This is a genomic window from Curtobacterium sp. MCPF17_003, assembly GCF_003224385.1.
GTDB classification, from domain to species: Bacteria; Actinomycetota; Actinomycetes; order Actinomycetales; family Microbacteriaceae; genus Curtobacterium; species Curtobacterium flaccumfaciens.
The window spans coordinates 103,000-116,554 of the sequence record NZ_QKLC01000001.1; the positions used below are offsets into that span (position 1 = coordinate 103,000).

At 72.1% G+C, this 13,555-nt stretch carries 13 protein-coding genes; 3 read left to right on the top strand and 10 right to left on the bottom strand.

What is annotated here, in order from left to right:
• Nucleotides 1-51: 51 nt before the first annotated feature.
• Nucleotides 52-1,296 (bottom strand): multidrug effflux MFS transporter, encoded by a 1,245-nt coding sequence (locus tag DEJ30_RS00490; protein ID WP_110858575.1) that lies wholly within the window; start codon nucleotides 1,294-1,296, stop codon nucleotides 52-54.
• 46 nt (nucleotides 1,297-1,342) lie between these two features.
• On the opposite strand from DEJ30_RS00490, the gene DEJ30_RS00495 reads away from it, so the two are divergent.
• Nucleotides 1,343-1,783 carry a MarR family winged helix-turn-helix transcriptional regulator gene (locus DEJ30_RS00495; protein ID WP_258369754.1) on the top strand — a complete coding sequence of 147 codons (441 nt, stop codon included), beginning with the start codon at nucleotides 1,343-1,345 and terminating at the stop codon, nucleotides 1,781-1,783.
• Here DEJ30_RS00495 and soxR read toward each other — a convergent pair.
• The 3 genes from soxR to DEJ30_RS00510 are packed head-to-tail and all read right to left on the bottom strand — an operon-like array spanning nucleotide 1,780 to nucleotide 3,834.
• Complete coding sequence (gene soxR / locus DEJ30_RS00500) at nucleotides 1,780-2,322, bottom strand: redox-sensitive transcriptional activator SoxR (RefSeq protein ID WP_110858576.1); 543 nt, start codon at nucleotides 2,320-2,322, stop codon at nucleotides 1,780-1,782. The genes DEJ30_RS00495 and soxR overlap by 4 nt on opposite strands.
• A 10-nt stretch (nucleotides 2,323-2,332) precedes the next feature.
• Nucleotides 2,333-3,376 (bottom strand): YdcF family protein, encoded by a 1,044-nt coding sequence (locus tag DEJ30_RS00505; RefSeq protein ID WP_258369755.1) that lies wholly within the window; start codon nucleotides 3,374-3,376, stop codon nucleotides 2,333-2,335.
• A 2-nt stretch (nucleotides 3,377-3,378) separates the two neighbouring features.
• Nucleotides 3,379-3,834: an iron chaperone gene (locus DEJ30_RS00510; RefSeq protein WP_220032909.1), complete on the bottom strand. Its 456-nt coding sequence runs from the start codon at nucleotides 3,832-3,834 to the stop codon at nucleotides 3,379-3,381.
• A 90-nt stretch (nucleotides 3,835-3,924) separates the two neighbouring features.
• Here DEJ30_RS00510 and mgrA point away from each other — a divergent pair, with 90 nt between their 5' ends.
• Both mgrA and DEJ30_RS00525 read left to right on the top strand, forming a co-directional pair.
• Complete coding sequence (gene mgrA / locus DEJ30_RS00515; protein WP_071245810.1) at nucleotides 3,925-4,968, top strand: L-glyceraldehyde 3-phosphate reductase; 1,044 nt, start codon at nucleotides 3,925-3,927, stop codon at nucleotides 4,966-4,968.
• Nucleotides 4,969-5,847: 879 nt separating this feature from the next.
• Nucleotides 5,848-7,110 (top strand): MFS transporter, encoded by a 1,263-nt coding sequence (locus DEJ30_RS00525; protein ID WP_110858579.1) that lies wholly within the window; start codon nucleotides 5,848-5,850, stop codon nucleotides 7,108-7,110.
• Nucleotides 7,111-7,203: 93 nt separating this feature from the next.
• Here DEJ30_RS00525 and mnhG read toward each other — a convergent pair whose 3' ends face one another.
• Genes mnhG through DEJ30_RS00555 form a run of 6 tightly spaced genes read right to left on the bottom strand, consistent with a single transcriptional unit; the run spans nucleotide 7,204 to nucleotide 13,477 of the window.
• On the bottom strand, nucleotides 7,204-7,560 hold the full coding sequence (gene mnhG, locus DEJ30_RS00530; protein ID WP_071245814.1) for a monovalent cation/H(+) antiporter subunit G: 357 nt from the start codon (nucleotides 7,558-7,560) through the stop codon (nucleotides 7,204-7,206).
• Nucleotides 7,557-7,895, bottom strand: a complete 339-nt coding sequence (locus DEJ30_RS00535) for a sodium:proton antiporter (RefSeq protein ID WP_110858580.1) — start codon at nucleotides 7,893-7,895, stop codon at nucleotides 7,557-7,559. The genes mnhG and DEJ30_RS00535 overlap by 4 nt, the downstream gene beginning before the upstream one ends.
• Nucleotides 7,892-8,473, bottom strand: a complete 582-nt coding sequence (locus DEJ30_RS00540) for a Na+/H+ antiporter subunit E (protein ID WP_110858581.1) — start codon at nucleotides 8,471-8,473, stop codon at nucleotides 7,892-7,894. Before DEJ30_RS00540 ends, DEJ30_RS00535 begins: the two co-directional genes overlap by 4 nt.
• A complete protein-coding gene (locus DEJ30_RS00545; protein WP_110858582.1) occupies nucleotides 8,470-10,161 on the bottom strand; it encodes a Na+/H+ antiporter subunit D in 1,692 nt (563 codons plus the stop codon). Before DEJ30_RS00545 ends, DEJ30_RS00540 begins: the two co-directional genes overlap by 4 nt.
• Complete coding sequence (locus tag DEJ30_RS00550) at nucleotides 10,158-10,568, bottom strand: Na(+)/H(+) antiporter subunit C (RefSeq protein WP_110858583.1); 411 nt, start codon at nucleotides 10,566-10,568, stop codon at nucleotides 10,158-10,160. Before DEJ30_RS00550 ends, DEJ30_RS00545 begins: the two co-directional genes overlap by 4 nt.
• Nucleotides 10,565-13,477 carry a Na+/H+ antiporter subunit A gene (locus DEJ30_RS00555; RefSeq protein ID WP_110858584.1) on the bottom strand — a complete coding sequence of 971 codons (2,913 nt, stop codon included), beginning with the start codon at nucleotides 13,475-13,477 and terminating at the stop codon, nucleotides 10,565-10,567. Before DEJ30_RS00555 ends, DEJ30_RS00550 begins: the two co-directional genes overlap by 4 nt.
• Between the last annotated feature and the right edge of the window lie 78 nt (nucleotides 13,478-13,555).

The window sequence follows — 13,555 nt, forward strand, 5'->3', positions numbered from 1 at the left end:
GGGTCCGGGGTGGGCTGGTCCGGGTGGGCCAGCGGGTGGTGCCGTTCCGGGTCAGCGGAGCGTGCTGGTCCGGCCCCGCGCGGCGAGCAGCGCCACGACGGCCACCACGGCCGCGGCGAGCATCACGATCGCCAGCGGCGCCGCGGTGTCCGAGCCGCCGATGCTGACGAGCGGGGACACGAGCGCCGCGAGCCCGAACTGCAGGGCACCGAGCACGGCCGAGGCGCTGCCAGCGGCCGACGGCACGGCACCGAGAGCGAGTGCCGTGGCGTTGCCGAGCACCAGGCCGAGCGAACCGACCGCGGTGAACAGCGGCACGGCGAGCCAGATGACCGGCGCCCCGGAGACGACGAGCAGCGCGAACGCCACGGTCGACGCGAGCACCAGCACGATGCCGAGCGACAGCACGCCCGTCACCGAACGGGTCGCGGTGAGCTTGGCGGACAGGATGCTGACGCCCATGAGCGCCAGGGCGTTCAGCCCGAAGGCCAGGCCGTAGCCGACCGTGCCGAAGCCGATCATGTCCTGGTACAGGAACGGCGACGCGGAGATGTAGGCCATCATCACGGCGAACGCGAAGCCGAACACCGCGGTGTAGCCGAGGAACGTGCGGGAGCGCAGGGCACGCAGGGCCGAGCCGGAGCCACGGCGTTCCGCACGCAGGGCGTCGCGGTGTTCCTTCAGGTGGGTCTCGCGGATCACGGCGAGGACCGCGATGAGCATGACGACCGACAGGCCGAGCACGATCGAGAGCAGGCCGCGCCAGCCGATCGGGCCGGTGAGCAGGCCGCCGAGCAGCGGTGCGACGACCGGGGCGACCCCGCCGACGATCATCATGAGCGAGAACGCGCGGGCTGCGGACTTGCCGGTCGCCAGGTCGGAGATGACCGCACGGCTGATCACCATGCCGGCCGCGCCGCCGAGGCCCTGCAGCAGGCGGGCCGCGATGAGCACGCCGATGTTCGGCGCGAGCACCGCGGCGATGCTGGCGAGCACGCACACCGCGGCACCGGCGATGAGCGGCGGCACGCGGCCGAACCGGTCGGACAGCGGACCGAACACGAGCTGGCCCGCGGTCACGCCCACCAGGAACGCGGTGAGGGTGAGTTGGACGGCGGTCGCGCTCGCCCCGAGCTCGGTGGTCATCTGCGGGAACGCCGGCAGGTACAGGTCGGTGGCGAAGGGGGCGACGGCACTGAGCAGGCCGAGCACCAGGAGCAGCGCGGTCGTGATGCCCTGCTGCTTGGTCGTGGGTGTCGCGATCGTCGCGCGGATGGATCCGGTGTCCGTGGTCATGGTTATGAAAGCATAACTCATCGCCGGAGATCGGTACAGTACGGTCATGCACTCCGCCGTGTCCGACCACGTCCTCGCCGAGTTCGCGGACGTCCTGCTCCGGATCGCGCGTGACATCGATCCACACGGCTCCGAGACCCTCGACATCGTGCCGCTGACCGGCACCGAAGCGCTCGTGATGCGCTGGATCAACCGCAATCCCGGCACCTCGCCCAGTGCCACCGCCGAGGCGACCGCCCTGCAGCGCAGCAACCTCAGCGTCGCACTCCGGTCGCTCGTGTCGAAGGGCATGGTCGAGCGGCGCCAGGACCCGGCGGACGCCCGGACCGTGCAGCTGCACTCGACCGCCCTGGCCCAGGAGAGCGTCGACCGGCTCCACCGGCACTGGTCCGGCAAGCTCCGCACGGCCCTCGGCGGCGACGAACGGGGTGCGGTCGAGGCGCTGGAGCTGCTGCAGCGGATCGACGACGGGCTCCGCGCGGGCTAGGCGACGGCGTCCGCGGCGGCGTCGGCGGCAGCAGCTGCGTCGTCGGCAGCGGTGTCGGCATCGTCGGCCGCCTCGTCCTGGATCGGCAGCAGGCGACGCGCTCCGTGCCCCTCGTCGCCCAGGGCATCGCCCGGGTTCACCACCGAGCAGGCCCCGAGCGAGACGCACCCGCAGCCGATGCACTGCGTCATCTCCTGCTGCAGGCGCTCGAGCTCGAGCTGGCGGGCCCGCAGCCGTGCGCGCCACCGTTCGTTCAACCGGTTCCAGTCGCGCAGCGAGGGCATGCGGTCGGCGGGCAGCGCCTCGAACTGCTCGGCGACCTCGCTGAGCGGGATGCCGAGGCGTTTGGCCACCTGGATGATCGCGATCCGCCGTTCGACGTGCCGCGGGTACATCCGCGTGCCGCCGTCAGTGCGCTCCGGGTGGATCAGGCCCTTGCGCTCGTAAAAGTGCAGGGCCGAGGCGGCGACCCCCGTGCGGCGGACGATCTCGCCGATGGGCAGCAGGTCGGTCGGCCGCGGCGCCGAGATCTCGACCATGGTGGAGATCCTACTGCTGGAACGACTCCCAGAGCAGGAACCCGGTGAACAGCACGAACGGCGTGCAGGCGACCACGTTGAGCCAGCGGTGCTCGACGATCACCGCGGCGAACTCCCGCAGGAACGCACTCGGCACGTAGTAGGCCGCCGTGCGAGCACCGACGACCTGGGCGGGCAGGTCGAGGCGACGGGCCAGGGTCGCGGCCCGCAGCACGTGGTAGTTGTTCGTGACCACGACCATCTGGCCGTCCCGGCCGGCGGCCGTCTGCACGTCCCGCGAGAACCGGAGGTTCTCACGGGTGTTGCGCGACGCGGTTTCCGCGACGACGTCGTCCGGGTCGGCACCGTGCGCCACCAGGTACTCGGCCATCGCGGTGCCCTCGGGGCGGGGTTCGTCGTCGCCCTGTCCGCCGGACGGCACGAGGAGCGGGCGGCGTCCGGCCGCCCGTTCGGCCCGGTAGACGCCGAGCGCCCGGTCGAGCCGGCTCTGCAGCAGGGGCGGGACCTCCCCGTGCACGAGCCCGGAGCCGAGGGCCACGATCGTGTCGGGGACGATGCCGTGCCGCGTCCGCCCGTAGACCACGGAGTACAGGGCGAACGCGACCAGCGACAGCGCGAAGTACCCGCAGACGAACACCATCAGCACGGCGATCGCGATCTTCGTGCCGTCCCACAGTGTGAAGCCCTCGCCGCTGCCCGAGACGAGCAGGGCGATGGCGACCGCCGGCAGCACGAACACCGCCACCCCGGCAGCGAGCGACAGCAGGTTGCCGACGCTGCGCCCCTCGGCCCGGAGCATCTGCAGGCCGTTCGCGACCAGGGCGACCCCGAGCACCACGACGGCCAGCGGCACGAGCAGCAGCACCACGGCGACGAGCAGGCTGAACCCGGGGACCACCCTGGTCAGCACGGCCACGACCGTCGCGAGCCCGAACAGCACGGCCGCCGTCAGGAACACCCCGTTGCGGAGCATCCGCGGGTCACGTCGCCGCCCCAGGACGTACAGCACCAGGAACAGCAGGGCGAAGACCGGAGCGGCGCCCAGCCCGAGCACCGTCAGCCGACCGCGCGACGGATCAGGTCGGCCACCCGTGCCTCGTCGGCCTCGGAGAACTCGGGGCTGATCGCCCACGACGTCGGCCAGAACGTGCCGTCGTCGAGCGCGGCCGAGTCCTGGAACCCGAGCGTCGCGTAGCGGGCCTTGAACTTCGCGGCGTCCTGGAAGAAGAACACCGCCTTGCCGTCCCGTGCGTAGGCGGGCATGCCGTACCAGAGCTTCGGCGCGAGCTCGGGCGCGACCTCGAGCGCGATGCGGTGGATGCGCTCCGCCAGCCCCCGGTCCGACTGGGACATCTCGGCGATCTTCGCCTCGACCGCAGCCGCGTCGGCCGCTGCCTTCTCGGCCTTGGTGCCCCTCGTGCCGCGGGCGCGCTTGACCTCCGCGGCGTGCTCCTGCATCGCCGCACGCTCCTCGTCGGTGAAGGTGGTCTCGGTCTTCGTCGTCCGTGCCATCGTCGTCTCCTCGTGGTCTCGTGCACCCATCATGGGTCCGCGAAGCGAAGCATGCGAGGCCGGGGCCCGATCGAGTGCCAGGCTCGTCCCATGACCTACATCGCCAGTGACGACCGCTACGACTCGATGACGTACCGCCGGACCGGCCGCTCGGGCCTCGACCTGCCGCTGCTCTCCCTGGGGTACTGGCACAACTTCGGGGACGACATGCCCTTCGAGAACCAGCGTGCCATCAGCCGCCGGGCGTTCGACCTCGGGATCACCCACCACGACCTCGCGAACAACTACGGCCCGCCGTACGGAGCCGCCGAGGTGAACTTCGGCCGCCTGATGCGTGAGGACTTCCGGCCCTACCGCGACGAGATGGTCATCTCGACGAAGGCCGGCTGGGACATGTGGCCGGGGCCGTACGGGCAGGGCGGTGGCTCGCGCAAGTACGTGCTCGCCTCGCTCGACCAGTCGCTGCAGCGCACGGGCCTGGACTACGTCGACGTCTTCTACTCGCACCGTCTCGACGCCTCGACCCCGCTCGAGGAGACGATGGGCGCCCTGCACACCGCGGTCCAGCAGGGCAAGGCGCTGTACGTCGGGATCTCGTCGTACGACGCCGAGCGCAGCCGTCAGGCAGCCGAGATCCTCCGCGACCTCGGTACGCCGCTCCTCATCCACCAGCCCTCGTACTCGATGCTCAACCGCTGGATCGAGACCGAGGGGCTGCTCGACGCCGCCGGCGAGCTCGGCTTCGGCGTCATCGGCTTCACCGCGCTGGCACAGGGGCTCCTGACCGGCAAGTACCTGAACGGTGTGCCCGAGGACTCCCGGGCGGCAGCGGGCAAGTCCCTCGACGCGTCGAGCATCACGCCCGAGGTCGTCGAGCACCTCCGTGCCCTGAACGACGTCGCGGCCGCGCGCGGACAGTCCCTCGCGCAGCTCGCCCTCGCCTGGGCGCTCCGCGACGAGCGGGTGACCTCACTCGTGATCGGTGCCTCGCGGGTGTCGCAGCTCGAGGACAACGTCGCCGCGCTGTCGAACACCTCGTTCACCGACGAGGAGCTCCGTGTCATCGACGAGCACTCCGTCGGCATCACGGACGTCGACCTGTGGGCGGGAGCCCGCGCGGGCGAGGTCTCCTGACCCGAGCGCCACGGGGCGCGGCGGCCCGGTCACGACACGTCGCGGGTCGTGTGCCGACCGGTCACGAAGTGTCGGCTGGCGGCGCCGCAGGCGACGGTCTGCGACCGCACCGCGGACGACCGACGGGGTGTCGTGACCGGTGCGGGGGTCCTGGGCGCGTGGCGCGGCGGCCGGGAGGCGCGGGGCGCCCCGTCACGCGCCTCCCGTCCGTCGGCCGGTCGCGACGCGTCGTGGGTCGCGTGCCGACCGGTCATGAAGTGTCGGCTGGCGGCACCGCAGGCGACGGTCTGCGACCGCACCGCGGACGGCCGACGGGGTGTCGTGACCGGTGCGGGGGCCCTGGGCGCGTGGCGCGGCGGCCGGGAGGCGCGGGGCGCCCCGTCACGCGCCTCCCGTCCGTCGACCGGTCGCGACACGTCGTGGGCCGCGTGCCGACCGGTCACGAAGTGTCGGCTGGCGGCACCGCAGGCGACGGTCTGCGACCGCACCGCGGACGGCCGACGGGGTGTCGTGACCGGTGCGGGGGCCCTGGGCGCGTGGCGCGGCGGCCGGGAGGCGCGGGGCGCCCCATCACGCGCCTCCCGTCCGTCGACCGGTCGCGACACGTCGCGGGCCGCGTGCCGACCGGTCATGAAGTGTCGGCTGGCGGTGCCGCAGGCGACGGTCTGCGACCGCACCGCGGACGGCCAACGGGGTGTCGTGACCGGCGGGACGGCGCCCGGAGCGAACTCCTCCGGTGCGCGGCGGCCGATTGGTACCATCGACAGCGTTCGACAACACGCAGTGTGTATCTACCGGCCGCCGGCTCCCCGGCGGACAACGGCGGCACCCGATGGGTCCGCCGCCACCGAACCGGGCGGGCCGAGAAGGCACACCCCAATGCTCCAGACCCGTTCCACCGGCGACACTCCGCCCACCAGCGACGCCCCGCCCGCTCCGGACCGCTCGCTCGTCTCGCTCGCCGGGCGCTGGTACTTCCCCGTGGCGTTCATCGCCCGGCTCCCGTTCGCGATGATGGTGGTCGGCGTCCTGACCTTCGTCGTCGCCGCCCGTGACTCCGTCGCCCTCGGCGGCATCAACTCCGCCGCCGTCGGCATCGGATCCGCGATCTTCGGCCCGATGGTCGGCGCCGCGGCGGACCGCTTCGGCCAGCGGGCGGTGCTCGTCCCCGTCGGCCTGGTGAACGCGGCGCTGCTCGGGTTCTTCCCGTTCGTCGTCAGCGGCACCGCGCCCGACCTCGCCGTGCTCGCCGTCGCGTTCTGCATCGGCGCCTCGGCCCCGCAGGTCGCCCCGATGTCCCGCACGCGGCTCGTCGCGATCATCCGGCAGCGAATGGCCCCGGCGCGGCGCGAGAAGACCCTCAGCGGCACCATGGCCTACGAGTCCGCCGCCGACGAGACCGTGTTCATCATCGGCCCGTTCCTGGTCGGCATCCTCGCCAGCGCGATCGCCCCGTGGGTGGCCGTCGCCGGCGCCTCGGTCCTGACGTTCGTGTTCGTCACGGCGTTCGCGCTGCACCCGACCGGCAAGCTCGTGGTCGGCCAGCACGCGGAGTCGACGCAGGCACCCGCACGGCAGCTGCTGCGCCCGCGGCTCGTCGTCGTGGTCGTCGGCATCCTCGGCATCGGCCTGTTCTTCGGCTCGACCCTCACCTCGCTGACGGCGTTCATGGAGACCCACGGCGAGGCCTCGCAGGCCGGCCTGCTCTACGGCCTGATGGGCATCGGTTCCGCCGGGTTGGCACTCGGGTCCGCGGCGTTCCCCCGGGCCTTCGGCCTCGGCTGGCGCTGGCTCGTCTTCGGCGTCGTGCTCCTCGCCGGTGCGGTCGCGTTCGCCGGCGCCGACTCCGTCGTCGCCGCGGGCGTCGTCCTCGCGGTCATGGGCATCGGGATCGGACCCACCCTGGTCGCCCAGTACAGCCTCGGTTCGGACCGGTCACCCGTCGGCCGGTCCGCCACCACCATGACGATCCTCGGGTCCGCCGTCATCGTCGGCCAGTCGATCGCCTCCGCCATCACCGGTGACGTCGCCGAGCACCACGGCACCGCCGCAGCGATGCTGCTGCCGGCGGTCTCCGCCGCGATCGTCGTGGTCGCCGCCGTCCTCAACCTGCAGCTCCCGCGTCGGGTCGCGACCGCCTGACCGCGAACGTGAGCGCCTGACGGACGGGAGGCCCGTGGCGACGCCGCCACGGGCCTCCGGTCCGTCAAGGGAATGGACGAGGCTCGCGAACGCTCAGGACTCGGTGTCGTCGACGAGCAGGTCCTCGTGCCGGTAGTCGTCGGCGCGCAGCCCGGCGCGGGCGATCATGTGCGTCGACACCGGCACCAGGAACAGCTGGAACACCATGATCGGCAGCACGACCCAGAACGCCGTCCACGTCCACACCGCGACGACGATGGCGGCCAGCGCGAGCGCGAGCCCGAGCACCTGCGGCTTCGCCATCGCGTGCAGACGGACGAGCGGGTCCGGGAACCGGACGATGCCGACCCCCGCACCGAGCGACAGCAGCGACCCGACGAGCAGCAGCCCGATGGCGATCCAGGCGCGGATGCCGGCGTCGTCCACGAACGACTCGATGATCTCGATCACGGCTGGTCCTCCTCGGCACGCTCGGGGGTGGTGACGGTCAGTCCCTCGTCGGACGGATCCGCCGAGGGGGTGACGGCCCGGGCCACGGCGACCGTGGCGAACACACTCGTCGCCGAGATCACCACGAGCACGGGGATGCCGGTCAGGTCCTGGCGGATGACCATCGCGGCGGCGATCACCACGAGCACGGTGGTCAGCACCATGTCGGAGCCGATCATGCGGTCGAGGATGGTCGGCCCGCGCACGATCCGGTAGACCGCCAGGGCCAGGGTGGCACCCAGCAGGGCGAGGACGAGCACGATCGCGATCCCCGTCACGACGACGGCGGGGCTCACCGGGTCACCTCCGGCAGCGGCTCGGACAGCTCGGAGACGTCCTGCTTCGACCCCAGTGCGCGGATGACCATGGCCTCGATCCGGAGTGCGACGCGGCGTTCGTCCTCGACCTGATCCAGGCGCTCGGTGTCGAGCACGTGGATCAGCAGGCGACGGCGCCGCAGGTCCACGTCGGCGACGTACGAGCCGGGCACGAGCGAGATCGCGAGGGTGGCCAGCGTGAAGGTCATCTCGGACGTGGAGTGCAGCTGCACGAGCGTGATCGAGCTGCGCCGCACACCGCGGGGACGGAACGCGACCCACGCGACCCGGAAAGACGCCACGACGACGAGCCCGGACCACACGACCAGGAACCGCAGCACGTGCACGATCGAGAACCGTGCGGACAGCGGGACCGGCGGGAGCGGCAGCGCCTGGGTGACGAGGAGCGCCACGACGATGCCGCACAGCAGCGTCAGCGGGGTCCACGACCCCCAGAGCAGCGCCCAGAGCACGGTGAGCCCCGCGACGAGGGGCACGTCGTAGCGCCACGCCAGCGCGATCCGCCTGGCGTTGGAGATGCGGCGGACGTCGGTCATCGTTCACCTCCGAGCACGGCCTGCACGTAGCGGTCGGGCGACTCCAGCGACTCCGCTGCGCGGGTCGCGTAGCCGTAGAGCGGGCCGGCGACGACGGTCAGGGCGACGGACCCGAGCACCGCGACGGTGGTCACGCCGACGAGCATGCGCGGCAGGCGCACCTTCTCGGGAGCCTCGCCGATCGCCTCGGTCGCGCCGGTGGTCGGACTGGAGGCACGGGTCGCGTGCGGTGCGTCGGTGACCGCCACCGAGCCTCCCGGGTGGTACGCCTCGCCCGTCTCCTCGGAGACGGTGAGCGGAGCCGGTTCCGGCGACCGCAGGTGGGCGTGCGGTTCGGCGCTCGTCGCGTGCGGGGCGGCGGCCTCGGCCGCCGGCTTCGGCCGCCAGAAGGCGGCGTCCCAGACCCGCATGAGCGCGTACAGGGTGAGCAGCGAGGTGACGACGCCGGCGCCGATGGTGACGTACGCCATCGGGGAACCGTCCTCGGCGGCGGCGCGGAACAGACCGAGCTTGCCGATGAAGCCGGAGAACGGCGGGATCCCGCCCAGGTTGAACGCGGGGATCAGGTACAGGGCGGCCAGCAGCGGTGCGGCCTTCAGTAGTCCGCCGAGCGACCGGGTCGAGGTCGTCCCGCCGACACGCTCCATCAGGCCGGACACCAGGAACAGCGTGGTCTGCACGACGATGTGGTGCACCGTGTAGAACACCGCGGCCGCCGTGCCCGCGACGGTGCCGAGGCCGACGCCCATCACCATGAAGCCGATGTGGCTGATCAGCGTGAAGGACAGCAGCCGTTTCACGTCGGTCTGCGACACCGCGCCGAGCACCCCGACCACCATCGTCAGTGCGGCGACGACGAGCAGCACCTCGTTGAGCTGTGGTCGCGGGAAGATCACCGTCTCGAGCCGGATGATCGCGTAGATGCCGACCTTGGTCAGCAGGCCCGCGAAGACCGCGGTGACCGGCGCCGGGGCCGTCGGGTACGAGTCCGGCAGCCAGAACGCCAGCGGGAACACGGCCGCCTTGATGCCGAACCCGATCAGCAGCATCGTGTGCAGGAGCAGCTGGACGTGCTCCGGCAGGTCGGCGACGCGCTCGCTGATCTGGGCGATGTTCACCGTGCCGGTGGCGCCGTAGACCAGACCGATGGCGGCGAGGAAGATCGCCGACGCGATCAGGCTCGTGACGATGTACGTCGTGCCGGCCCGGACGCGCTGCTCGCTGCCGCCCAGGGTGATGAGCACGTAGCTCGCCACCAGCAGCATCTCGAACGCCACGTACAGGTTGAACAGGTCACCCGCGATGAACGAGTCGAGCACGCCGGCGGCCAGCACCAGGTACGTCGGGTAGAAGATCGTGACCGGGGCGTCCTCGTCGTCGGCGGCCAGGCCCTGCCCGATCGAGAACAGCAGGACGAGCAGCAGGACGCTCGCACTGACGGTGAGCAGCAGGGCGCTCAGCCGGTCGACGACGAGCGAGATGCCGTACGGGGCGTCCCAGCCGCCGACCTGCACCACGATCGTGCCGTGCCGGTCGACCAGGACCATGAGCGTGGCGGCCACGGCCAGCGCCACGACGAGCACCACGACGGTGATCGCACGCTGGAGCTTCTGGTGGCGGAGGAGTCCGAGCGCGACCGCGGCACCGAGCAGCGGGACGAGGACGAGGAGCGGGACGAGCCAGGTCATCGGGTCGCCTCCTGTTCTGCGTCGGTGGTGGTCTCCGGGTCCTCGTCGGCCGGCTCGTCGCGGTCACGGCCGATGGCGGCGTCGGCCTCGTCGACCTCGACCTCGTCGGCGCGGGACAGCTGCCACGACCGGTGGATCAGGGCCAGCAGGAACGCGCTCACGGCGAAGGTGATCACGATCGCGGTCAGGGCGAACGCCTGGGGGAGCGGGTCGGTGATGTTCTCGGCGCTCGTGCCGATCGGCGGGTCGCCCGCGGCGCCGGACATCACCAGCAGCAACAGGTTGAGGGAGTTGCCGAGCAGCAGGAAGCCGAGGAGCATCCGGGTCAGGGAGCGTTCGAGCAGCAGGTAGACGCCGCACGAGAACAGCACCGCCATGGCGATCACGAGGACGAGGGTGACGGTCATGTGGCGCTCCCTTCCGGGGTGGGGGCATCGAGGGTGTCGCTGACGGACTCCTCGGTGGTGTCGCGGGTCGGGGTCGAGGCGTCCTCGAGGCGCTGCCGGTCGACCTCGGCGCCGAGGCTGCGGAGGACGTCGAGCACCAGGCCGACGACGACCAGGTACACGCCGATGTCGAAGAACGTCGCGGTGACGAACTCGACGTGTCCGAGGATCGGGACGGTTGCCTGGAAGAACTCGGAGTACAGGGCTTCGCGACCGAAGAACAGCGGCACGATCGCCGTGATGGCGGCCGTCGCGACACCCAGGCCGAGCAGGCGACCGGCGCGCACCGGGGCCGCGGCGCCGAGTTCGGCGGGACCGCCGGCCAGGTAGCGGGCCGCGAGGGCGATGCCGGCGACCAGGCCTCCGGCGAACCCGCCACCTGCCGAGTTGTGGCCCGCGAACAGCAGGTAGAGCGACAGCACGATCAGGCCGTGGAACAGCAGTCGGACGACCACGTCGAGCAGGGCCGAGCGGCCGGTCGGGATCGCGGCGCTCGTCGGTAGCCAGGCGCGTGGCTCACCGTCGGTGCGCTCGCCGTTCGCGGTCAGGGTCTCCGGCAGGTCCCGCAACCGGGGCAGGGTGTCCTCGCGCGAGTTCACGAAGATCAGGCTGGCGACGCCGGTGGCTGCGGCGACCACGACGGTGAGCTCACCGAGGGTGTCCCAGCCGCGCAGGTCGACGAGGGCGACGTTCACGACGTTCAGACCGTGCCCGAACGAGCTCGTCAGCGCGGGCAGGTCGGGCCAGAGGGGGCGTGCCGTGCGGGCGGAGGCGGCCACGACGACGACGATCGCCAGGGTCAGCCCCGCCAGACCGGCGAAGAGTGCCCGCACGACCCGGAACCGCGACGGGTTGGTCGTGGCGATGCGCGGGGGCAGCCGTCGGAGGACCAGGACGAAGGCGATCAGGGTGACCGTCTCGACCACGAGCTGCGTCAGGGCGAGGTCGACGGCGCCGTGCAGGACGAACAGCACCGAGAGGCCGTAGCCGGTGACGCCGACCAGGACCGCGGCGGCGAACCGGGTCTTCGCCGTGAGCACCGCGATGCCGGCGATCGACATCACGATCATCACCGGGATCTGGCCCCACGTGTCGGCGAACCGGACGTGGAACTCCCACGGCCCGCCGAGCACCAGGTTGGCGAGCGCCCCGGCGACGAAGACCGACAGGATCACCGTCAGGTAGTAGGGGAGCGAGCCGCGTTGCAGGCTCGCGGTGAGTCCGGTCGCTCCGCGGTCGAGCAGTCGCATGCCGTGCCGGTAGGTGCCCGCGGCACTCGGGAACCCGGCGAGCCGGTGCTGGAGCGCCTCGACCGGACGCCGCAGGGCGAACAGTGCGAGGCCCCCCACGAGGGTGATCGCGGACAGACCGAGCGCGGGCTCGAGGCCGTGCCAGAGCGCGAGGTGCGGGACCTCCTCGCCGCCGAGCGCTGCGGTCGTCGCCGCGGGCTCGATGCCGTGCGCGACCACCGGGGTGAGCAGGCCGAGTGCGAGCCCGGCCAGCGCGAGCACCGAGGGCACGACGGCGAGGCCGTGCAGGGCGTGCGGCTCGGTGGTCGCGACACCGGGCTTGCGGGCGAAGGCGCCCCACAGGAACCGCAGCGAGTAGGCCACGGTCAGCACCGAACCGACCGTCACGCCGATCAGGGCGAACCAGGCCCAGCCGGCGTCGGGGCCGTGCAGGGACTCGGTGAACCCGGTCAGCACGGCTTCCTTCGCGACGAACCCGATCGTCGGCGGGATCCCCGCCATCGACACCAGCGCGAGCACCGCGACGACCGCCAGCCACGGGCGGGCGCGCCCGAGTCCGCTGAGCCGGCCGAGGTCACGCGTGCCGGTGATGTGGTCGATCGCGCCGACCACGAGGAAGAGCGTCGACTTGAAGGCGGCGTGGGCCACGAGGAGTGCGACCCCACCGAGGGCGACCGCGGGGGCACCCCAGCCGGCGGCGAGCACGAGGAACCCGAGCTGGGCCACGGTGCCGTAGGCGAGCAGGAGCTTGAGGTCGGTCTGCCGCAGTGCCCGGTACCCGCCGACGAGCATCCCGGCGACGCCGAGCAGTGTGATCGTCTCGCGCCAGCCGTCGAGCAGCGCGAACGCGGGCGCGAGCCGGGCCACCAGGTAGATGCCGGCCTTCACCATCGCCGCGGCGTGCAGGTACGCGCTGACCGGGGTCGGTGCGGCCATCGCGGCGGGGAGCCAGAAGTGGAAGGGCACGATCGCCGACTTCGTGAGCGCTCCGAGCAGCACCAGGACCACCGACACCGAGACGACCGTGCCGCTCGGGGGATCGGCGACGATCGCGGACAGCGAGGTCGTGCCCGCCGTGACCGAGAGCATCACGAGGCCCGCGAGCATCGCCAGACCACCGGCGGTGGTGACGACCAGGGCCTGCATGGCGGCGGCGCGACTGGCACGCTTCGCGGCGTCGTGCCCGATGAGCAGGTAGGAGAAGACCGTCGTGGCCTCCCACAGGACGAACAGCACGATGACGTCGTCGGCGATCACGAGTCCGTACATCGAGCCGGCGAAGGCGGTCAGGACCCCGGCGAACCGACCGAGCCCGGGTTCGTCCCGCTCGAAGTACGAGGCGCAGTAGACCAGCACCAACGCGCCGACGATCGACACGACCAGTGCGAGCACCCACGACAGGGCGTCCATCCGCAGCGTGACGTCGAGGTCGAGCTGGGGGACCCACCGGTGCCGTTCGACGACGCTGCCGTGCAGGGCGGCGTCGGTCTGGGCGATCGTCAGCACCGCCGCCGCGGCGGGGGCGAGGGCCGCGACGTAGAAGACGCGGCGGCCGAGGACGGGGGTCAGGGCGGGGACGATCAGGGCGACGATCGCGAACGCGACGAGGACGAGGACCATCGGGCACCTCCTCGGGGTCGGGCTGCAGTCCGGCTCACTGGGCTCTCACAGCTTACGAAGCGACCCATGTGGAGAACC